Here is a 21,170-nt window from a genome sequence, read left to right on the forward strand (position 1 = left end):
CTTTTTTATAAGAATCTAAACCGCAACAGGTGCTTTGATCGCAGGGTAAGGATCATAGTCAATAATTTCAAAGTCCTCAAACTCATAGTCAAAAATTGTTGGTGGTTTACGTCTAATAACAAGTTTTGGCAGTGCCCTAGGAGTTCGACTCAATTGTAAATGAGTTTGCTCCAGATGGTTTGAATATAGGTGCGTATCACCACCAGTCCAAACAAAATCGCCCACATCCAAATTACACTGCTGAGCAATCATATGAATCAACAGTGAATAGCTAGCGATATTAAATGGTAATCCTAAAAACACATCGCAAGAACGTTGATAAAGCTGACAAGAAAGTTTACCATCAACGACATAAAATTGAAAAAATGCATGACATGGAGCTAAAGCCATTTGATCCAATTCCCCAACATTCCAGGCAGAAATGATTAGACGCCTTGAATCAGGATCATTTTTGATTTGATCTATCAGTTGTGATACTTGATCGATGTGCTGACCGTTAGGCGAAGTCCATGCTCGCCACTGTTTTCCATAAACAGGACCTAAATTACCATTCTCATCTGCCCATTCATCCCAAATAGTTACTTTATTATCTTTTAGATAGTTAATATTTGTGTCGCCTTTTAAAAACCATAGTAATTCATGAATGATAGAACGTAAATGGCATTTTTTTGTAGTGACTAATGGAAATCCATCTTGTAAATTAAACCGCATTTGATGACCAAAAATGGATAATGTTCCAGTTCCTGTTCGGTCTGACTTAGGCGCACCTTCAGCTAAAATCTTTTGCATAAGTGCTAAATACTGTTTCATTGTGTTGTCGCCTTTTTGTTAACTCTATATGTATATAAAAGAAATAAAATACCAGCAAAAATCATTGGTAGGCATAAAATTTGTCCCATACTAATGATATTAAAAAATAGTCCCAATTGCTCATCAGGTTGTCTAAAGAATTCGATTATAAATCGAAATAAACCATAACAAAGCAAAAACAATCCAGAAACAGCACCAGTTGGTCTATTTTTACGAATGAACAAATTTAGAATGATAAATAAAACAATCCCTTCAAACATCATTTCATAAAGCTGAGAAGGATGTCTTGGTAAAATACCATTAAGAGTAGTATAAAGCGATAACCACTCTGGATGTGCTTGTACAAACATAAAATCAGCATGAGAGGAAGTTGGGAATAACATGCCAATGTGTGATTGAGTCACACGCCCCCAAAGTTCGCCATTAATGAAATTACCAAATCGTCCAAACATTAATCCAATAGGTACTAATGGAGCAACAAAGTCAGCTACTTGCATAAAGGTTTTATGATTCTTTTTTGCGAAAATTGCAATAACGCAAATTGCGCCTATTAAACCACCATGGAAAGACATACCGCCTTCCCAGACTTTAAACAATATAATTGGATTTTCGATAAAAACTCTAAAATTATAAAAAAAGATATAACCTAATCGTCCGCCTATAAAAAGCCCTAAAAAACCCCAGAATAGCAAATTTTCAACTTGTTGTGTTGTCCATTGGCTATTAGGTTTATTTGCCCTTCGTTTAGCTAAATAAAGTGCTCCAAGTACCCCAAATAAGTACATTGCACCATACCAATGGAGCGATATGGGACCTAGTGAAAAAGCAATTGGATTGAAATTAGGAAATTGTAAGTATTGATTCATTTTTTAACACACTGTTTATTTTTTCGTTTATGAGCGAAGAAATTAAATCGTTTCTTCTTAGAAACATTTGCTATTGGCGCTTCCACCTCAGATTGGATGCTAAATACTAACAATGAAAATTCTTTCATTGCTTTTCGATAAACTTCACGTTTAAAAGCAATAACCTGACGAATAGGATACCAATAACTAACCCACTTCCAATCATCAAATTCAGGAGTAGAAGACATATTAAGATTAATTACCGATGTATCAGAGATTAATTCTAATAAAAACCATTTCTGTTTTTGACCAATACAAACAGGTTGATTTTCCCAACGTATCATTCGTTTAGGTAATTTATAGCGTAACCAACCGTTTGTAACGGATAGAATTTTTACATCTTGAGGTAATAATCCTACTTCTTCGTTTAATTCACGAAACATTGCCTGCTCAGGCGTTTCGTTTAGTTTTATTCCGCCCTGAGGAAACTGCCAAGAATTTTGTCCATAACGACGAGCCCAAAGTACTTGACCATACCTGTTACAAATAACTATTCCTACATTTGGACGGTAGCCATCATTATCAATCACTGACTACCTCAAAAAATTTATTCTTATATAGCTAAATTGTTTCATACATACAGCAAGAAATAAATAGGAAAATGAATTAATCGAGTAAATATACCTTTATATAGTTTGTTTTTTAGATAATTTGATAATCGTTATAATATTAATTATGGCAAAAGTTACTTCAATTGCCAGACTACCTAAAGATCCTATCCATAAACTATAAATAATCCATAGAACACTGCTCATTAGTATAAGTAGCCGCATTTTCTGCTGTTGTAAACGAAATAATGCAATAGTAACTAATGTAGTACCGATAACAGATAAATAATGTATAAATTCAGTCGTATCGGGAGTAGTAAGAAAATAAAATATCCACATTAAAGCAATAAAAAATAACATTGCTAACATATTTTTAGTGTAATTCGAAGTAATATTTCTAAATATATTGACTATATTAAGAATTGCCGCAGGATAAGACTCTGGACCCAATAAGTAAAAGTGTACAGTCATAATGATATTAACAATTGTTAACTGCCAACGAAAAGCATTATCACTACGTTGTAAGAATGCACTAATACCTACAAGATAACCTAAAATACCAATTAATTGAGGTAAAGTAGTATATCTATCAATAAAATCTGGGCCCATGAATTGATACAAAAAGTTTAGATTATCCATTGTTCACTCCATAGATAAATGGATCTAATAATTAGTTAGTAACTTACATATGAATAAACAATAAAAAAAATAGTTTATTAAAAGTGATTAATAAAATAATCATCTAATCACATACTCAAACATACAAACTTCTTTAGAAGTTTGTAATTTCTGTATGCAAAAAAGCCCAGCATTCCTGCTGGGCTCTCGATATATTTAAAAGTCTGGCGGCTCCCTACTCTCACATGGGTAATACCCACACTACCATCGGCACTTCGGCGTTTCACTTCTGAGTTCGGCATGGGGTCAGGTGGGACCACCGCGCTATTACCGCCAGACATATTCTGTCTTCTCTTTTTCTATTGATGATGATTATCACATATCTTCACCAATTGCTCAATCCGGAACAAACTGTTTCATCAATCTTTCATCATCTTTCGATGATTTCTTAATCTCTCAACTTCGCGTATCCAAAACAACTCCGAGTTGTAAGGTTAAGACTCTCGGTTCATTAGTATCAGTTAGCTCAATGTATCACTACACTTACACACCTGACCTATCTACGTCTTAGTCTCAAACGGACCTTACTGAATCTCTTCAGGGAAAACTCATCTCGAGGCTAGTTTCGTACTTAGATGCTTTCAGCACTTATCTATTCCGCACGTAGCTACCGGGCAATGCAATTGGCATCACAACCCGAACACCAGCGGTGCGTTCACTTCGGTCCTCTCGTACTAGAAGCAAACCCTCTCAATTTTCCTACGCCCATGGCAGATAGGGACCGAACTGTCTCACGACGTTCTAAACCCAGCTCGCGTACCACTTTAAACGGCGAACAGCCGTACCCTTGGGACCTACTTCAGCCCCAGGATGTGATGAGCCGACATCGAGGTGCCAAACACCGCCGTCGATATGAACTCTTGGGCGGTATCAGCCTGTTATCCCCGGAGTACCTTTTATCCGTTGAGCGATGGCCCTTCCATTCAGAACCACCGGATCACTATGACCTACTTTCGTACCTGCTCGAGCCGTCACTCTCGCAGTCAAGCTAGCTTTTGCCATTGCACTAACCTCCTGATGTCCGACCAGGATTAGCTAACCTTCGTGCTCCTCCGTTACTCTTTGGGAGGAGACCGCCCCAGTCAAACTACCCACCAGACAGTGTCCCTTACCTCGATTCAGAAGTATAGGTTAGAACATCAAACATTAAAGGGTGGTATTTCAAGGTCGACTCCACACACACTGGCGTGCATGCTTCTTAGTCTCCCACCTATCCTACACATTAAGGCTCAATGTTCACTGTCAAGCTATAGTAAAGGTTCACGGGGTCTTTCCGTCTTGCCACGGGTACACCGCATCTTCACGGCAATTTCAATTTCACTGAGTCTCGGGTGGAGACAGCCTGGCCATCATTACGCCATTCGTGCAGGTCGGAACTTACCCGACAAGGAATTTCGCTACCTTAGGACCGTTATAGTTACGGCCGCCGTTTACTGGGGCTTCGATCAAGAGCTTCTGCTTACGCATAACCCCATCAATTAACCTTCCAGCACCGGGCAGGCGTCACACCGTATACGTCCACTTTCGTGTTTGCACAGTGCTGTGTTTTTATTAAACAGTTGCAGCCAGCTGGTATCTTCGACTGACTTCACCTCCATCCGCGTGGGACTTCAATTACCATCAGCGTGCCTTCTCCCGAAGTTACGGCACCATTTTGCCTAGTTCCTTCACCCGAGTTCTCTCAAGCGCCTGAGTATTCTCTACCTGACCACCTGTGTCGGTTTCGGGTACGATTAACTATAACCTGAAGCTTAGAGGATTTTCCTGGAAGCAGGGCATCAATTACTTCACTACCTTAGTAGCTCGTCATCACGCCTCAGGGTTTCAGTGACCGGATTTGCCTAATCACACCCCTACACGCTTAACCCACCATCCAATAGGTGGTAAACCTAGCCTTCTTCGTCCCCCCATCGCAGTTATAGCCAGTACGGGAATATTAACCCGTTTCCCATCAGATACGCCCTTCGGCCTCTCCTTAGGGGTCGACTCACCCTGCCCCGATTAACGTTGGACAGGAACCCTTGGTCTTCCGGCGAGCGGGCTTTTCACCCGCTTTATCGTTACTTATGTCAGCATTCGCACTTCTGATACCTCCAGCATGCCTCACAACACACCTTCTACGGCTTACAGAACGCTCCCCTACCCAATACACTTACGTGCACTGCCGCAGCTTCGGTGCATAGTTTTAGCCCCGTTACATCTTCCGCGCAGGCCGACTCGACTAGTGAGCTATTACGCTTTCTTTAAATGATGGCTGCTTCTAAGCCAACATCCTAGCTGTCTAAGCCTTCCCACTTCGTTTCCCACTTAACTATGACTTGGGGACCTTAGCTGGCGGTCTGGGTTGTTTCCCTCTTCACGACGAACGTTAGCACCCGCCGTGTGTCTCCCATGATTAAACTTGTCAGTATTCGGAGTTTGCATCGGGTTGGTAAGCCGGGATGGCCCCCTAGCCGAAACAGTGCTCTACCCCCAACAGTTATACATGAGGCGCTACCTAAATAGCTTTCGGGGAGAACCAGCTATCTCCCGGTTTGATTGGCCTTTCACCCCCAGCCACAGGTCATCCGCTAATTTTTCAACATTAGTCGGTTCGGTCCTCCAGTTAGTGTTAACCAACCTTCAACCTGCCCATGGCTAGATCACCGGGTTTCGGGTCTATACCCTGCAACTTAACGCACAGTTAATACTCGGTTTCCCTTCGGCTCCCCTATTCGGTTAACCTTGCTACAGAATATAAGTCGCTGACCCATTATACAAAAGGTACGCAGTCACTATTACCCAACGGTAACAGCTCCCACTGATTGTACGTACACGGTTTCAGGGTCTATTTCACTCCCCTCCCGGGGTTCTTTTCGCCTTTCCCTCACGGTACTGGTTCACTATCGGTCAATCAGGAGTATTTAGCCTTGGAGGATGGTCCCCCCATCTTCAGACAGGATATCACGTGTCCCGCCCTACTCTATAAGCTTCCACATAATGCATTTTCATGTACGGGACTTTCACCCTCTGTCGTGCGACTTTCCAGACGCTTCCACTAATACATTATGCTACCCGCTTGGGCTGCTCCCATTTCGCTCGCCGCTACTTTGGGAATCTCGGTTGATTTCTTTTCCTCGGGGTACTTAGATGTTTCAGTTCTCCCGGTTCGCCTCATCTGACTATGGATTCATCAGATGATAGTGCAGTCACCTGCACTGGGTTTCCCCATTCGGACATCAACGGCTATCGCGCCTTTTATCGGCTCACCGTCGCTTTTCGCAGATTAACACGTCCTTCATCGCCTCTGATTGCCTAGGCATCCACCGTGTACGCTTAATTTCTTAACCTTACAACTCACAGTTGTCTTGGTTTTAATTACGCTTTTTTCTCTTTTCTACTTCTTCACATTCATATTTTCATACAAATGCTTTCCGTAAAAACGAGAACTCGTTTCTTTCAGCTTGTTCCTAATTGTTAAAGAGCTTTATCTTTCTATTTACTCTTATAAGTAAATACAAACATAATTTAGTTAAAAAGAGACTTCTTTAATGGTGGAGCTAAGCGGGATCGAACCGCTGGCCTCCTGCGTGCAAGGCAGGCGCTCTCCCAGCTGAGCTATAGCCCCATTTTCTTTCACTTCTTCAACCCGTTAAAGCCAAAATCAGCAAAAAATAAGTTGAATTGGTGGGTCTGAGTGGACTTGAACCACCGACCTCACCCTTATCAGGGGTGCGCTCTAACCACCTGAGCTACAGACCCAATAAAGTGACTCTTTTCTTAACAAACAATCTGTGTGAACACTTACGAGCACTTCGTAAGGAGGTGATCCAACCGCAGGTTCCCCTACGGTTACCTTGTTACGACTTCACCCCAGTCATGGACCACACCGTGGTAAACGCCCTCCCGAAGGTTAAGCTATCTACTTCTGGTGCAACCCACTCCCATGGTGTGACGGGCGGTGTGTACAAGGCCCGGGAACGTATTCACCGTGACATTCTGATTCACGATTACTAGCGATTCCGACTTCATGGAGTCGAGTTGCAGACTCCAATCCGGACTTAGACGTACTTTATGAGGTCCGCTTGCTCTCGCGAGGTCGCCTCCCTTTGTATACGCCATTGTAGCACGTGTGTAGCCCTGGTCGTAAGGGCCATGATGACTTGACGTCGTCCCCACCTTCCTCCGCTTTATCAACGGCAGTCTCCTTTGAGTTCCCGACCGAATCGCTGGCAACAAAGGATAAGGGTTGCGCTCGTTGCGGGACTTAACCCAACATTTCACAACACGAGCTGACGACAGCCATGCAGCACCTGTCTCACAGTTCCCGAAGGCACTCTCGCATCTCTGCAAGATTCTGTGGATGTCAAGACCAGGTAAGGTTCTTCGCGTTGCATCGAATTAAACCACATGCTCCACCGCTTGTGCGGGCCCCCGTCAATTCATTTGAGTTTTAACCTTGCGGCCGTACTCCCCAGGCGGTCGATTTATCGCGTTAGCTTCGGAGCCCATCACTCTAGGCAACAAACTCCAAATCGACATCGTTTACAGCGTGGACTACCAGGGTATCTAATCCTGTTTGCTCCCCACGCTTTCGCATCTCAGCGTCAGTATCTGTCCAGAAGGCCGCCTTCGCCACCGGTATTCCTCCACATCTCTACGCATTTCACCGCTACACGTGGAATTCTACCTTCCTCTACAATACTCTAGTTAACCAGTTTTAAGTGCAATTCCTAGGTTGAGCCCAGGGCTTTCACACCTAACTTAATTATCCGCCTACATGCCCTTTACGCCCAGTCATTCCGATTAACGCTCGCACCCTCCGTATTACCGCGGCTGCTGGCACGGAGTTAGCCGGTGCTTCTTCTGTAATTAACGTCAATTGATGAACCTATTCGATTCATCACCTTCCTCATTACCGAAAGTACTTTACAACCCGAAGGCCTTCTTCATACACGCGGCATGGCTGCATCAGGGTTCCCCCCATTGTGCAATATTCCCCACTGCTGCCTCCCGTAGGAGTCTGGACCGTGTCTCAGTTCCAGTGTGGCTGGTCATCCTCTCAGACCAGCTAGAGATCGTCGCCTTGGTAAGCCTTTACCCTACCAACTAGCTAATCCCATATGGGCTCATCAAATGGCGCATGGCCCGAAGGTCCCATGCTTTGGTCTCTCAACATTATGCGGTATTAGCAGTCGTTTCCAACTGTTGTCCCCCTCCATTCGGCAGATACCCATACTTTACTCACCCGTCCGCCACTCGTCATCAAGTGCAAGCACTCATGTTACCGTTCGACTTGCATGTGTTAAGCCTGCCGCCAGCGTTCAATCTGAGCCATGATCAAACTCTTCAATTTAAAGTTTGATGCTCAATAACTGTCTCTGACATATTCAAATGAATCTTCAGTGTCACTTATCAAGACTTAATTTTTCAGTCCGTAGACTTTTAATCTTTCGTCTCGCAAGTGCCCACACAGATTGTCTGTTTCTTCTTTTTAAAGAGCTGACAGCTATTTATCTTTCACTAAACATTTTGTTATTCAGTTTGCTGTCTCAAGGGCTGCGTATACTACGCTACACCTTTTTATTCGTCAAGATCTTTTTTCAAAATTTTTGACCTTGCTCACTTACACCCGCTGTCTCTGTTTGTCGATGACGCCGTGTCAGTGGATGCGCATTATAGGCACTTTAAATTTTACTGCAAGTGTTTATTGCTATTTTTTTTCTGTTTGCGTTTTTTTTATCCTATTTCTTTTGTGGAATATTTTTAAGCTTGTTAAAATAAGAACAAATTAAATAATAAAAAACATGTTATTAGCCATCATAAACAAGTGAATTTTAAGTGGGACAAATTTGCAATTCTCGATATAACATAGTAGAACGAAAAAATTAGATGCCTATTAGTGTTTTAATGTATGAAGTAGGAAAACATTCACTATAACTTCAATAATAGAGTCGTAATTATTTTTGAAAAGAATTAAGTTCCACCCATATGATAATCAGTGGGTGGTAATTTTTTACTGCTAATTTAAAAATAATATTTAATAAATCACAAATTCCATAGGGCTGGGAACCTAATGGACATACAATGATTCCAAATAAGCAAATTTATCTTAAAAACGATTAATTTTATAAGTTAATTAATCGATTTTAACGCATTCCTCCAATAAGATATTTTGCTTTATCTTTGAAAACTAATTTAATTATGTTAGCAATTATGGTACTAATCACTAAAGTTAATACTAAAAAAGTTACTGCTCCTAATGAGGCTAGTTCACCATTACTTGTTTTAATAATATCACCTATTGGTGATATATAAAGTTGATACTCAAGCTCTAATACTATTATTTCATGAATAAAATAGATAGGAAAACTCACATTTGCCATATAGGAAAAGAATTTATAAATTTTTCCTTCATTTACTTTATGATTTAATCTATCTAAAAAATAGAGAGCTAGTATAAATAAAATAATTTTTTGCAAAGTATCAAAATAAAGATTCTGAATACCAAAGTAATTCATATAACGATATGCAAAAGGAACAAAAAAACATAAACCAAAAAGAAAGATAATTAATAACAAGTTATCTTTCACAGACTTCATAATAGTTTCATAATTTTGTTTAAGCATCATACCGACTAAATAAACGGGACCATAATGCAATAAATTTTGAAGAGGCTTAGTAAAATCAGGTTTAGTAAATATCACCACCCAAAACATAGCTATTAAACCAGTCACAATTAAATTCTTTTTTGACCAATAAAAAAAAAGTGGTCCCATTAGATATACAATAATTATCATTGGGATAAACCATAGGGGTAAAAGCTGCTCGCCAGTTAACATCATCCTAATTATTGAGCTGATAACGCTAGGTTCTGTTGATGAGTACCATGGTAATCCCGATAGATATTGATAGTGATAAAAGAAAAAACAAAAAATAGACACTGAAATATAAGGACATATAATTGTTTTAAATTTTGATAAATAGTATGTTTTAGTATCAAATTTGTATGTTAAATGTTGAAACAAAAAACCAGCAATCAATACAAAAAAGGTTGTGAAATTAAATGCAAACAAATTTAAAAAAGAAAATAAATAACTATTCGCAATTAGATTAGAGTTTTTAAATACACCTAAACAATGACTAAAAACAATCATAATAATTGCAACACCACGCAATACGTGAATAGAATAAATTTTTTGAGGTTTCGCAGATTCCATCTTAAAATCAAAATACTATGGTAATAAATATAGCGATACATTAGCACATATTCGAATAACTGGAACTAGCATTTATAAAAAATAATATTTAAAATAAGGCTTGACAATTTGATAATTGAAATATTTAAATTTTTTTAATAACTAGAATTAATTTTGTTCGTTTAATTTTTTAATAGCAAAAGAACAAATAGGAATAATTTTACGGTTTTCTTGTTGTAACTTTTTTACAACAAGATCTAATAATTTTTCAGCAATGCCTTGACCTCGATAATCAGGAGCTATATAAGTGTGATTAATAGTAGCTTGATTTTGTCCTAGACGAGTAAAAGTCATCTCGGCTATCTGTTGATGTTTTGCATCACAGACATAGAAACGATCAATATCTTCTAAATAACTTAATGACATAATCTCTTCCTGCTATTTAAACTATTTATTTGGGATCTGAAATTTAATAAATTGAGTAAAAAATAAATATTAACAATGTATCTATAAAATTATTATCAAACAGAAAAATTAAGTTTATTGATAGTATAAAGTCAGCTGAACATTAAAAAAATTAATGAGTGAATGATTGAAATATTGTTTTATCAATCATTCACTTATTAAACAATGCTTTCTTATTACTTATATTTATGCAGATTGTTTGATCGACATAATATTAATAACTAAAATAAACGTTTTGCAATATTATAAAGATCTACATCAAATGGGCGCTTCATATTATTAATAGCATCTATTATATCATGATGTACTAATTTGCCATTTTGAACGCCTACACTTCTTCCTGCATGACCTTGTAATAATAATTCAACAGCATAAGCACCCATACGTGAACCTAAAATACGATCATAAGGAACAGGAGTGCCACCTCGTTGAACATGACCTAATACTGTAGCACGAGTTTCATGGTGAACGGCTGCTTCTATATCAGCTGCAAGTTGATTTACGTCACACATATGCTCTGTAACGGTTACAATTGCATGTTTTTTACCTTTTGCAAAACCTAATTTAATTTCTTCAATTAAATCTTCTTTTGTATAAGACATTTCTGGAATAATCATGAATTCACAACCACCAGCAACTGCCGCATTTAATGTTAAATCACCGCAATCTCGCCCCATAATTTCAATCACAGATATTCGATGATGTGAAGAACAAGTATCACGCAATCTATCAATAGCTTCAACAGCAGTACTTAATGCTGTGAAATAACCAATCGTATAATCGGTTCCTCGAATATCATTATCAATGGTACCTGGTAAACCAATACATGGAAAACCTTCTTCTGTTAAACGCATGGCGCCCATATAAGAACCATCACCACCAATAACAACTAAAGCATCAATTTGATGTTTTTTCAAATTCTCAATAGCTTTTTGTCTTACTGTTTTATCTTTAAACTCTGGGAATCTGGCAGAACCTAAAAACGTACCACCACGAGTAATGATATCTGACACGCTAGAACGTTCTAACTGAGTAATTCGATCTTCACAAAGACCTAAATAACCATCATATACACCAAAAACTTCCAACCCTTCTGTTAAAGCAGTTCTAACCACACCTCGAATGGCTGCATTCATCCCTGGTGCATCACCACCACTAGTCAAAATACCTATTTTTTTTACCATAGAAAATAACTCCTAATAATTAACTTCTGATTATTATAGAGTCTTAACAGATTTCTAACAATAGATGATAAAAGGTATTTTTGGTGTTTTTTTCTACGACATTATTTCAATTGGTACAACCGAAATGGGATCTTGATGAATAATTACTGTCGCAGGAGAAAAGAGTTCAGCAATACGCTTTTCAATTGAATCCGCTATAGCGTGTGCTTTAACTAAAGGCATATTATCATCAAGTTCTATATGCAATTGAATGAATTTTATCGGACCTGCTTGCCTAGTTTTCAAATCATGAAAACCATGAACATTCGGATAGGATGCAACAATATTAGCAATCTTCTCGTTATCACTTTCTGGCAATGCTCTATCAAGTAAATCTTGTATAGCATTGTAAGCAATCTTATAAGCATTATAACAAATATATAAAGCAATCAAAAAAGCAAATGCAGCATCAGCAAAAGAAATTCCATACCAGCTTAAAAAGAGTGCAATGATGACAGTAATATTCATTAACATATCAGAAGAATAATGTAGCATATCAGCTTGAATTGCCTTACTTTGAGTTAGTTTCACAACATATCTTTGATATAAAACAAGTAAACAAGTAAATACCGCAGATATGGCTGAAACAATAATCCCCAACAATGGAGCTTGTAGCTCACTAGGATGAACAATAGATTTAATACTAGAAAGCAATAAAATTGTCGCTGAACCTATAATAAATGTACTTTGTGCCAGTGCTGCAAGTGATTCAGCTTTACCATGACCGAAAGTATGATCATCATCGGCAGGTTTCATAGCATAACGTACCAAAAAGAAATTAAGTCCTGAAGCAAGTAAATCAATACTTGAGTCTAATAATGACGCAAATAAACTTATTGAACCCGTTATCCAACAGGTAATAAATTTTAAGAAAATTAGAAAAATAGATGTTAAAACAGCAATCAATGTAGATCTCTTAACTAATTTATCGTACAAATGTGAATTTGACATTTGGTACCTTTTTATTGATAGGATTCAATCCCCAATGGAAGGACTAATTGCTGAGCAACCTCAGCTGCCTTTTTTCGCCCGACTAAAACATCAATAATTTTCAAAGCAAAATCTATTGATGTAGCAGGACCTTGACTCGTGATAACTTTATTTTGCTCATCAAAATATACTCTATCCGTTTTCCAAAGTTTAAATGCATCTTTTGTAGATGGGTAACCAGTCATATATGCCTTTGGAAATAAATTATGATGTTGTAAAACTATTGCTGGAGAAGCGCATATTGCCGCAATAACGCCGCCAACGTGATGAGTTTTTTTCAATATTTCGATTAATAACGTGCAATCTCGAAAATTTTCAGCTCCTTTAACCCCACCTGGTAAAATAACCACATCAAAATTCTCATATTGAACATCTGAAATCGTTTTTTGAGCTAAAATTGTTACTCCACGAGAACATTTAACTTCGCAACAATCTGAGATACTCGCAGTAATGACTTTAATACCTGCTCTGGTTAGTAAATCAATTGTTGTTACTGCTTCTGTTTCTTCGCAGCCATCTGATAAAAAGATCATCGCTTGTTTCATCATTATGGTACTCCTTTTAACCAATTAAGAATCTATTTAATTTTAATTATGATGAATTTTATTTTATTCTTTCAATATTGGCTCCTAAACTTCTTAGCTTTTCTTCAATATTGTCATAACCTCTATCAATATGGTAAATACGATCAACCATTGTAGAACCTTCTGCAATACAACCAGCCAACACTAAACTTGCCGATGCTCGTAAATCTGTCGCCATCACTTGTGTGCCACTCAGTTTTTCTACGCCATGTGTAATTAATGTATTACCTTCAATTTCTGCTCTAGCACCCATACGAATTAATTCTGGCACATGCATAAATCGATTTTCAAAAATTGTTTCTTTAATAATTCCAGTACCTTCAGCGACCATATTCAATAATGAAAATTGTGCTTGCATATCGGTAGGAAAACCTGGATGTGGCGCAGTATGAATATTTACAGCTTTTGCTCGTTTATTTTGCATATCTAAACAAATCCAATCTTCGCCAACTTCAATATCTGCACCTGCTTCTTTTAATTTTGATATAACGGCATCTAACAAGTTTGGATCAGTTTTGCGACAAGTAATTTTTCCTTTTGAAATAGCAGCGGCTACTAAAAAAGTTCCTGTCTCAATTCGATCTGAAACAATTTCATGCGTACCACCACCTAAATTTTTAACACCTTCAATTTCAATACGCATTGTTCCAGCACCTGTAATTTTTGCACCAAGCATATTTAAAAATTTAGCTGTATCAACAATTTCAGGCTCACATGCTGCATTTTCAATTATCGTTTTACCTTCGGCTAAAGTTGCAGCAGACATAATCGTCACTGTAGCACCTACACTCACTTTATCCATAACAATATGAGCTCCTTTCAATCGACCATCTACAGAAGCTTTAACATATCCTTCATCCAAAACAATTGTAGCACCTAATTGTTGAAGTCCAGTAATATGAAGATCAACAGGTCTTGCGCCAATTGCACAACCTCCAGGTAATGAAACCTGTCCTTGACCAAAACGAGCTACCAATGGTCCCAAAGCCCAAATGGAAGCACGCATTGTTTTCACTAATTCATAAGGTGCACAATAATTGTTAAGATGAGCAGCATTAAGCTGAACAGAACCATTACGTTGACATTTCACACCTAACTGGCTTAGTAATTCCAATGTAGTATCAATATCTTTCAACTTAGGTACATTTTTTAGTTCTACCGGCTTTTCAGCTAAGATGACCGCAAATAAAATAGGTAAAGCAGCATTTTTAGCGCCAGAAATAATCACTTCACCGTTTAAAGAAGTTGGACCTTTAAGGAGAAACTTTTCCATTATTAAACTCTAATAAATAATAAATTAGGCAATATTATAAAAGTTATTTAATAATATATAAATCAATTTAGTAAAAATATATTTAAATCATTAAAAGGGATTAGGATAGATTTCACACAATATTATTATCATTTTTATGTAATTTTATAAATTACTTCAAATCAATGATTGACTCAAGTTATATAGCGTCTTATATTGAAAAATGTTCTAATTATTAATATAGTTGATTAAGAGAAAATTAAAACTCTTAATGTTCTTTTTCAAAATAATAAGAGATAAAACATGTTTGATTCACTTACCAAAGCAGGAAAATATCTCGGTCAAGCTGCTAAGCTTATGGTCGGTATTCCTGATTACGATAACTATGTTCAACACATGAAACTAACCCATCCTGAACAAACACCTATGACTTACGAGGAATTTTTCAAAGAACGCCAAGATGCACGTTACAGTGGTAAAGGTGGATTTAAATGCTGTTAAAATTGAGAGATAGCAAATGAGCAACCCAATCATTCCGCATCCCCTACCTGTCACTTTACTAACAGGATTTCTCGGTTCGGGTAAAACGACATTAATTAATCATTTATTAGAGAATAATTGTAATGAAAAAATAATTATTATTGAAAATGAATTTGGTCAAGTAAACCTTGATAGCGATTTATTAAATGTCAATTGTGATATTCAAATTGTTGAGATGACAAATGGTTGTATCTGCTGTACCGTTCAAGGCGAACTTACGGATGCCCTTCATAAATTGCACGCACAGCGAACAGCTGGCAAATTAACATTTGATCGTCTTATTATTGAAACCACAGGACTTGCCGATCCAGCGCCAATTATTCAAACATTTTTTATTGATGGCTTGATTCGTGAAACAATTAAACTTGATGCGATTATTACCTTAGTCGATGCTCAACATATTTTGCAGCATCTAGAACAACACCGAGTAGTACTTTCACAAATTGGATTTGCTGATCGCATTATAATTACTAAAACTGATTGTGTAAGTGAAGAGCAAAAAAATGAAATTATTAATAGAATTAATAGAATTAATAATAAAGCAGCAATTGTTGTAGCAATAAATGGACAATTACCAAAATCACAATGGATTGACATTCATTCATTTGATTTAAATGACGATTTAATTATTAATAAAGGTTTTTTTGTTATCAATTCAATAAAAAATGTTGAAACAAGCTTTAAAATTCTCCCATTAGAGAAGCAACCTCAATCTTGGGAAGATAATATCTGCTCCTATCTTTTTGAAGCTGGCGAACTTGATTTGAAAAAGATAGGCTTATTTATGGAAAACTTGGTTGAACAATATGGTAATGACATGTTACGGTATAAAGGTGTATTAGCTATTAAAGACAACCCACAACGCTTGATTGTTCAAGGCGTGCATAAAATTGTTGGTTTCGATTATGGTTCTTCATGGCAAGATCCTTCTGAAAAAATATCTCGATTAGTAGTAATTAGTCGTATTTTGCCATTTGACGATTTGAATCAAGCATTTTTAAAAACTATTGCTGACTAAAAATTAATGCATATTTGTTTAACCCAATAAAAGATAACATCTATTTCATCGATTAATTCACTATCTATTTTATACTGAAATGTATAGTTAACCTGAAAGATCTTTACAAAATCCTAAATTAGAAACGGTATAACCATAATAGTCACTTTTTATTTTATATATGATAATATGACGGAATTTTTCAAATTTATTAAGTAAGTAATATAATAATATGGATTACGATATTGCAATCATTGGCCTAGGTCCTGCAGGTAGTACGTTAGCACGTTTACTTAACCCATCTTTTAAGATTATTGCTTTAGATAAAAAAGATCAAACTGGTGATAAAGGTTTTCATAAACCTTGTGGAGGATTATTGGCAAATGATGCTCAAAAATCTTTTGCTAGACAAAAATTAAATATTCCAACTGATATTTTAACCAACCCACAAATTTTCAGTGTCAAAACTATAGATTTACAAACTAAATTAGTTCGTAACTATCAACGTAGCTATATTAGTTTTGATAGACATAAGTTTGATCTATGGTTAAAGTCACTTATTCCTTCAACAGTTACAGTCTTACATAATACGCTGTGTAAAGAAGTAAGAAGAATCATTGATGGTTATCAAATTACTTTTGTCGATGAAAATGAGATTGAACATAATGTTACCTCTCGGTATGTAATTGGTTCTGATGGAGCAAATTCGATTGTTAGACGAATGCGCTATCCAAATCATTCCATTAGGCAATATGTAGCAATTCAACAATGGTTTATTGAAAAACATACAAATCCTTTTTATTCTTGTATTTTTGATAACCAATTAACTAATTGCTATGCTTGGAGTATGTCTAAAGATGGGTATTTTATACTTGGTGGAGCATTTCCCAAAAAAAATGCCAATAAATATTTTGAACAATTAAAACAAAAATTAACACAACAAGGCTTTATACTTAGCGAATCGGTGAAATCTGAAAAATGTCTAGTTATCTATCCTAATCGTTTCCGTGACTTTTATACTGGCAATGAAAATATATTCTTAATAGGTGAGGCGGCAGGATTTATCAGTGCAAGTTCTTTAGAGGGAATCAGCTACGCTCTTGACAGCGCTGAGATTTTAAGCAAAATATTAAACAGTGGTCAATCAAAACCAAATAAGCGATATTATCAAAAAACAATACCATTACGCCTTAAATTATATAGCAAAATTATTAAAGCCAAAATATTCACTACGCCAATTTGGCGAAAGCTGATTATGAAAAGTAAGATTCAACATATAAGAACGAATTAATTAATATTGAATTTATATCAATAAAATAACTCAATAATAAATACATAAGGAATTGTTGTGAAGTTTAGTGTTAACGATTTAATCCGTTTTAATCACGAATGGTCAGAAAAAATAGAACAAGAAGATCCCGAATTTTTTAAACAACTTGCTATTGCTCAAAATCCAAAATTTTTATGGATTGGTTGTTCAGATAGCCGAGTTCCTGCAGAAAAATTAATTAAGCTAAAACCCGGTGAGTTGTTTGTTCATCGAAATGTCGGTAATTTAGTTATCCATACAGATCTTAATTGTTTATCTGTTGTGCAATATGCCGTTGATGTGCTAAAAATTGAAGATATTATAGTGTGTGGACATTTAGGATGTGGCGGTATACGCACTGCAGTCGAAAATCCTGACATAGGATTAATTAATAATTGGTTGCTACATATTCGTGATTTATGGTTTCGTAATAGTTCGCTCATTGGTGAGTTTCCACCAAAAATCAGATTAGATATTTTATGTGAGCTTAATGTTATTGAACAAGTTTACAATTTAGGTCATTCAACAATTATTCAATCTGCATGGCAACGCGGACACAGAATAAATTTACACGGTTGGGTTTATGGTATTGATAATGGCAAAATTACTGATTTGCATATCACATCATCAAGTAGTGAAAATCTTGAGATTAATTATCGAGAAGCAATATCCTATCTTTTAAACTTACATAAGTCTCAACAATAATCTTAACGCTTTATTTAAAACGATAAATGATTTGATTGCTGCTTCCTCGCCATAATAGTCGAGGATCAGCTAGTTGTTGAATAAATTTACCATCAATTAGTACATCAATATAAGATATAACTTCTTGCTGTTCGGCATTGAGTTCATCAAGTTTATATCCAGTCCATAGCCAAATATCTTTGTTATCACATTCAGATTTAACACGTTTAACTAGTTTTAATATTGCTGGAACATTCTTTGGATGTAAAGGATCACCACCAGAAAGTGATAATCCTTGACGTTTTATTTCTGTATCTTGTAAATCTTTAATAATCTGATCTTCAAGTGATTGTGTAAACGGCGAACCTGAATGAATTCCCCATGTACTTTTGTTATAACAACCTGGACATTGATGTACACAGCCAGCAACAAAAAGTACACAGCGGGTCCCTTCCCCATTTACAACATCAACAGGATAATAGCGATGATAATTCATATTTTTTAAAACTATGATTAACCAATTTGACCATTATTTAGATGCTTAACTCGACGTTTTACTTCTTCTTGTTTTCCTGCATTAAATGGACGAGCATCAGGGCTACCTAAGTAACCACACACACGACGAGTCACAGAGACTTTAGAGGAATCATGATTACCACAACTTGGACAAACAAAGCCTTTACTGGTACAAGAGAATTCCCCCATATAACCACATTCATAACACTCATCAATTGGGGTATTGGTACCATAATAAGGTACTCGACTATAGCTATAATCCCAAACATCTTCTAATGCTTTAATATTATTTATCATATTAGGATATTCTCCATAACAGATAAATCCGCCACTTGCTACTGGTGGATAAGCTTTCTCAAACTCAATTTTTTCATATGGATTGACTTTTTTTTCAACATCAAGATGAAAACTATTAGTATAATAACCTTTATCAGTGACACCAGAAATGATGCCAAACTCGGCAGTATCGAGTCGACAAAAACGGTCACATAAATTTTCGCTTGGTGTACTATACAAACTAAAACCATAACCAGTCTCATCCTTCCATTGTTCTACTGCTTTACGTAAGTGTTTAACAATAGCAATACCTTTTTGACGTAATGTTTCATTATCAAATGGGTGCGTTTGATTACCATAAAGTGCATTTAAGGTTTCATGAATACCAATATAGCCCAATGAAATAGAAGCACGGCCATTTTTGAATATTTCAGACACACTATCATCTTCTTTTAATCGCACACCACAAGCTCCTTCCATATATAAAATAGGTGCTACACGAGCTTTAACACCTTCTAAACGAGCTATACGTGTCATTAAGGCTTTTTTGCATAGAGCTAAACGTTTATCTAAAATTTTCCAAAACTGCAATTCGTCGCCACGCGATTCAATTGCAATACGCGGAAGATTTAAACTAATTACTCCCAAGTTATTACGCCCATCATGAATTTTATGACCATCTTCTTCATAAACTCCTAAAAAGCTTCGACAACCCATTGGAGTTTTGAATGAACCAGTGACTTCAACAACTTTATCGTAATTTAGTATATCTGGATACATACGTTTGCTCGCACACTCTAATGCAAGTTGTTTAATGTCATAATTGATATCGTTTTTTTTATGATTAATTCCATCTTTAATTGCAAAAACTAATTTTGGAAAAACAGCCGTTTTATGATTTTTACCTAAACCTTTTATACGAACTTTGAGAATGGACTCTTGAATTAAACGTGACTCCCAGCTAGTTCCTAGACCGAAGCCGAAAGTAACGAACGGAGTTTGTCCATTAGCAGTATGTAACGTATTAACTTCATATTCTAAAGATTGAAAAGCATCATAACACTCTTTTTTAGTTCGACTTTCAGCATAAGCTTCTGGATTAGGTATATTCCATTCTTCAGCTACTTGTTCATGTTTTTGATAACTGATAGTGACAAATTTTGCTAAAATTTCATCAATACGATTTATAGTTGTTCCGCCATAAATATGACTAGCAACTTGAGCAATAATTTGTGCAGTTACTGCTGTAGCAGTCGCAATTGATTTTGGCGGTTCAATTTCAGCATTTCCCATTTTGAAGCCATTTGTTAACATGCCATCTAAATCAATTAGCATACAGTTAAACATTGGAAAAAATGGTGCATAATCAAGATCATGATAATGAATTTCACCACAATCATGGGCTTGCGAAATTTCTTTAGGTAATAGATATTGTTTTGCATAATGCTTTGCTACAATTCCCGCGAGCAAGTCGCGTTGTGTAGGAATAACCTTACTATCTTTATTAGCATTTTCATTTAATATTGCAACATTACTTTGTTCAATTAAACCACGAATATCTTGAGTTAAACGACTGCGTTGTTCACGCTCTCGATCACGATCATGTCTATACTCTATATAGGTTCTTGCTAACTTTTTATAAGGGCCTGACATTAGCTGATTTTCAACTGCATTTTGGATTTCATTAATATCAACACTTTCACGATCAGCCATTTGATTAGTAATATCTTGGGCAACAGCAGCACAATAATTAGGATCTTTAACATTAGCAGCAACTGCTGCCTTAATGATAGCATCTCTGATTCGATCTTCATTAAATGCGGTCTGATAACCATCACGTTTAATTACTACAGGCATATATACTCCTCAACATTCATTAATAAATAGCAGTTTGCATAAGATTTATATCAATATTAATACTCATGTTAATTGTAATGATTAAAACAATTGATTTTTTTATAAGAATATTAGACTTTATTTGATATAGATCGAGATTTTCACATTGCTAAGATAACACTATATATAGTAAATACAAATAAATTATACACCATATATTGTGTTTTTCCAGATTTTTTAGTAAATAATATTACTTGACAAAGCAAAGTTCAAGAACAACAAGTCTTTTTATGGATAACTTAAAAAATTTGAATGAATTTATTGGATGATAAGAAGACAATTTTTATAAGAGTGCGAGATAATCTTGCACTCTTTTAGC

At 36.3% G+C, this 21,170-nt stretch carries 16 protein-coding genes, 2 tRNA genes and 3 rRNA genes; 4 read left to right on the forward strand and 17 right to left on the reverse strand.

Annotated features, from left to right (window positions below):
- Positions 1-15: 15 nt before the first annotated feature.
- The 15 genes from thyA to murA form a co-directional block, all read right to left on the reverse strand.
- Positions 16-810 carry a thymidylate synthase gene (thyA, locus tag J4T76_RS03695; RefSeq protein WP_267341561.1) on the reverse strand — a complete coding sequence of 265 codons (795 nt, stop codon included), beginning with the start codon at positions 808-810 and terminating at the stop codon, positions 16-18.
- A complete protein-coding gene (gene lgt / locus J4T76_RS03700; RefSeq protein ID WP_267356135.1) occupies positions 807-1,676 on the reverse strand; it encodes a prolipoprotein diacylglyceryl transferase in 870 nt (289 codons plus the stop codon). The genes thyA and lgt overlap by 4 nt, the downstream gene beginning before the upstream one ends.
- Positions 1,673-2,245 (reverse strand): RNA pyrophosphohydrolase, encoded by a 573-nt coding sequence (gene rppH, locus J4T76_RS03705; protein WP_267341559.1) that lies wholly within the window; start codon positions 2,243-2,245, stop codon positions 1,673-1,675. Before rppH ends, lgt begins: the two co-directional genes overlap by 4 nt.
- A gap of 96 nt (positions 2,246-2,341) precedes the next feature.
- Positions 2,342-2,902, reverse strand: coding sequence for a YgjV family protein (locus J4T76_RS03710; protein ID WP_267341557.1), 561 nt, complete (start codon positions 2,900-2,902; stop codon positions 2,342-2,344).
- Between the two features lie 201 nt (positions 2,903-3,103).
- Positions 3,104-3,219: ribosomal RNA gene (gene rrf, locus J4T76_RS03715) — 5S ribosomal RNA — on the reverse strand.
- A 152-nt stretch (positions 3,220-3,371) separates the two neighbouring features.
- Positions 3,372-6,270: ribosomal RNA gene (locus J4T76_RS03720) — 23S ribosomal RNA — on the reverse strand.
- A gap of 202 nt (positions 6,271-6,472) precedes the next feature.
- A tRNA-Ala gene (locus J4T76_RS03725) sits at positions 6,473-6,548 on the reverse strand.
- Positions 6,549-6,605: 57 nt separating this feature from the next.
- Positions 6,606-6,682: transfer RNA gene (locus J4T76_RS03730), tRNA-Ile, on the reverse strand.
- Positions 6,683-6,738: 56 nt separating this feature from the next.
- Positions 6,739-8,276: ribosomal RNA gene (locus J4T76_RS03735) — 16S ribosomal RNA — on the reverse strand.
- Together the 16S, 23S and 5S rRNA genes with 2 tRNA genes alongside form the textbook arrangement of a ribosomal RNA operon.
- Before the next feature lie 793 nt (positions 8,277-9,069).
- The gene (locus tag J4T76_RS03740; RefSeq protein ID WP_267340414.1) at positions 9,070-10,140 is read right to left on the reverse strand and encodes an acyltransferase family protein; all 1,071 of its coding nucleotides are present in this window, start codon (positions 10,138-10,140) and stop codon (positions 9,070-9,072) included.
- Positions 10,141-10,287: 147 nt separating this feature from the next.
- A complete protein-coding gene (locus tag J4T76_RS03745; protein ID WP_267340413.1) occupies positions 10,288-10,545 on the reverse strand; it encodes a GNAT family N-acetyltransferase in 258 nt (85 codons plus the stop codon).
- A 260-nt stretch (positions 10,546-10,805) separates the two neighbouring features.
- Positions 10,806-11,768 carry a 6-phosphofructokinase gene (gene pfkA, locus J4T76_RS03750; protein WP_267340412.1) on the reverse strand — a complete coding sequence of 321 codons (963 nt, stop codon included), beginning with the start codon at positions 11,766-11,768 and terminating at the stop codon, positions 10,806-10,808.
- Between the two features lie 93 nt (positions 11,769-11,861).
- Positions 11,862-12,758: a cation diffusion facilitator family transporter gene (locus tag J4T76_RS03755; protein WP_267340411.1), complete on the reverse strand. Its 897-nt coding sequence runs from the start codon at positions 12,756-12,758 to the stop codon at positions 11,862-11,864.
- An 11-nt stretch (positions 12,759-12,769) separates the two neighbouring features.
- Positions 12,770-13,345, reverse strand: a complete 576-nt coding sequence (locus J4T76_RS03760; RefSeq protein ID WP_267340410.1) for a DJ-1 family glyoxalase III — start codon at positions 13,343-13,345, stop codon at positions 12,770-12,772.
- Between the two features lie 55 nt (positions 13,346-13,400).
- Positions 13,401-14,654: a UDP-N-acetylglucosamine 1-carboxyvinyltransferase gene (gene murA, locus J4T76_RS03765; RefSeq protein WP_267340409.1), complete on the reverse strand. Its 1,254-nt coding sequence runs from the start codon at positions 14,652-14,654 to the stop codon at positions 13,401-13,403.
- A gap of 282 nt (positions 14,655-14,936) precedes the next feature.
- On the opposite strand from murA, the gene J4T76_RS03770 reads away from it, so the two are divergent.
- The 4 genes from J4T76_RS03770 to can all read left to right on the forward strand — a co-directional run bounded on the left by J4T76_RS03770 (position 14,937) and on the right by can (position 18,184).
- Positions 14,937-15,134: a YbdD/YjiX family protein gene (locus tag J4T76_RS03770; protein WP_267340407.1), complete on the forward strand. Its 198-nt coding sequence runs from the start codon at positions 14,937-14,939 to the stop codon at positions 15,132-15,134.
- 16 nt (positions 15,135-15,150) lie between these two features.
- Complete coding sequence (locus J4T76_RS03775) at positions 15,151-16,191, forward strand: CobW family GTP-binding protein (protein WP_267340406.1); 1,041 nt, start codon at positions 15,151-15,153, stop codon at positions 16,189-16,191.
- Positions 16,192-16,402: 211 nt separating this feature from the next.
- Positions 16,403-17,461 carry an FAD-binding protein gene (locus tag J4T76_RS03780; protein ID WP_267340405.1) on the forward strand — a complete coding sequence of 353 codons (1,059 nt, stop codon included), beginning with the start codon at positions 16,403-16,405 and terminating at the stop codon, positions 17,459-17,461.
- A 57-nt stretch (positions 17,462-17,518) separates the two neighbouring features.
- On the forward strand, positions 17,519-18,184 hold the full coding sequence (can, locus tag J4T76_RS03785) for a carbonate dehydratase (RefSeq protein WP_267340403.1): 666 nt from the start codon (positions 17,519-17,521) through the stop codon (positions 18,182-18,184).
- A 10-nt stretch (positions 18,185-18,194) separates the two neighbouring features.
- Here the strand turns inward: can and nrdG are convergent, their stop codons facing one another.
- A complete protein-coding gene (gene nrdG, locus J4T76_RS03790) occupies positions 18,195-18,659 on the reverse strand; it encodes an anaerobic ribonucleoside-triphosphate reductase-activating protein (protein WP_267340401.1) in 465 nt (154 codons plus the stop codon).
- A gap of 17 nt (positions 18,660-18,676) precedes the next feature.
- Entirely contained in the window at positions 18,677-20,812 is a 2,136-nt protein-coding gene (gene nrdD, locus J4T76_RS03795; protein WP_267355837.1) for an anaerobic ribonucleoside-triphosphate reductase, read from the reverse strand.
- Between the last annotated feature and the right edge of the window lie 358 nt (positions 20,813-21,170).

The sequence above is a fragment of the Gilliamella sp. B3022 genome (assembly GCF_028751545.1).
Lineage (GTDB): Bacteria > Pseudomonadota > Gammaproteobacteria > Enterobacterales > Orbaceae > Gilliamella.

Excerpts from the sequence above, each read along its gene's own strand:
- thyA (WP_267341561.1), bottom strand. The coding sequence starts at position 810 with ATGAAACAGTATTTAGCACTTATGCAAAAGATTTTAGCTGAAGGTGCG.
- lgt (WP_267356135.1), bottom strand. The coding sequence starts at position 1,676 with ATGAATCAATACTTACAATTTCCTAATTTCAATCCAATTGCTTTTTCA.
- J4T76_RS03710 (WP_267341557.1), bottom strand. The coding sequence starts at position 2,902 with ATGGATAATCTAAACTTTTTGTATCAATTCATGGGCCCAGATTTTATT.
- J4T76_RS03740 (WP_267340414.1), bottom strand. The coding sequence starts at position 10,140 with ATGGAATCTGCGAAACCTCAAAAAATTTATTCTATTCACGTATTGCGT.
- J4T76_RS03745 (WP_267340413.1), bottom strand. The coding sequence starts at position 10,545 with ATGTCATTAAGTTATTTAGAAGATATTGATCGTTTCTATGTCTGTGAT.
- pfkA (WP_267340412.1), bottom strand. The coding sequence starts at position 11,768 with ATGGTAAAAAAAATAGGTATTTTGACTAGTGGTGGTGATGCACCAGGG.
- J4T76_RS03755 (WP_267340411.1), bottom strand. The coding sequence starts at position 12,758 with ATGTCAAATTCACATTTGTACGATAAATTAGTTAAGAGATCTACATTG.
- J4T76_RS03760 (WP_267340410.1), bottom strand. The coding sequence starts at position 13,345 with ATGATGAAACAAGCGATGATCTTTTTATCAGATGGCTGCGAAGAAACA.
- murA (WP_267340409.1), bottom strand. The coding sequence starts at position 14,654 with ATGGAAAAGTTTCTCCTTAAAGGTCCAACTTCTTTAAACGGTGAAGTG.
- J4T76_RS03770 (WP_267340407.1), top strand. The coding sequence starts at position 14,937 with ATGTTTGATTCACTTACCAAAGCAGGAAAATATCTCGGTCAAGCTGCT.
- J4T76_RS03775 (WP_267340406.1), top strand. The coding sequence starts at position 15,151 with ATGAGCAACCCAATCATTCCGCATCCCCTACCTGTCACTTTACTAACA.
- J4T76_RS03780 (WP_267340405.1), top strand. The coding sequence starts at position 16,403 with ATGGATTACGATATTGCAATCATTGGCCTAGGTCCTGCAGGTAGTACG.
- nrdG (WP_267340401.1), bottom strand. The coding sequence starts at position 18,659 with ATGAATTATCATCGCTATTATCCTGTTGATGTTGTAAATGGGGAAGGG.
- nrdD (WP_267355837.1), bottom strand. The coding sequence starts at position 20,812 with ATGCCTGTAGTAATTAAACGTGATGGTTATCAGACCGCATTTAATGAA.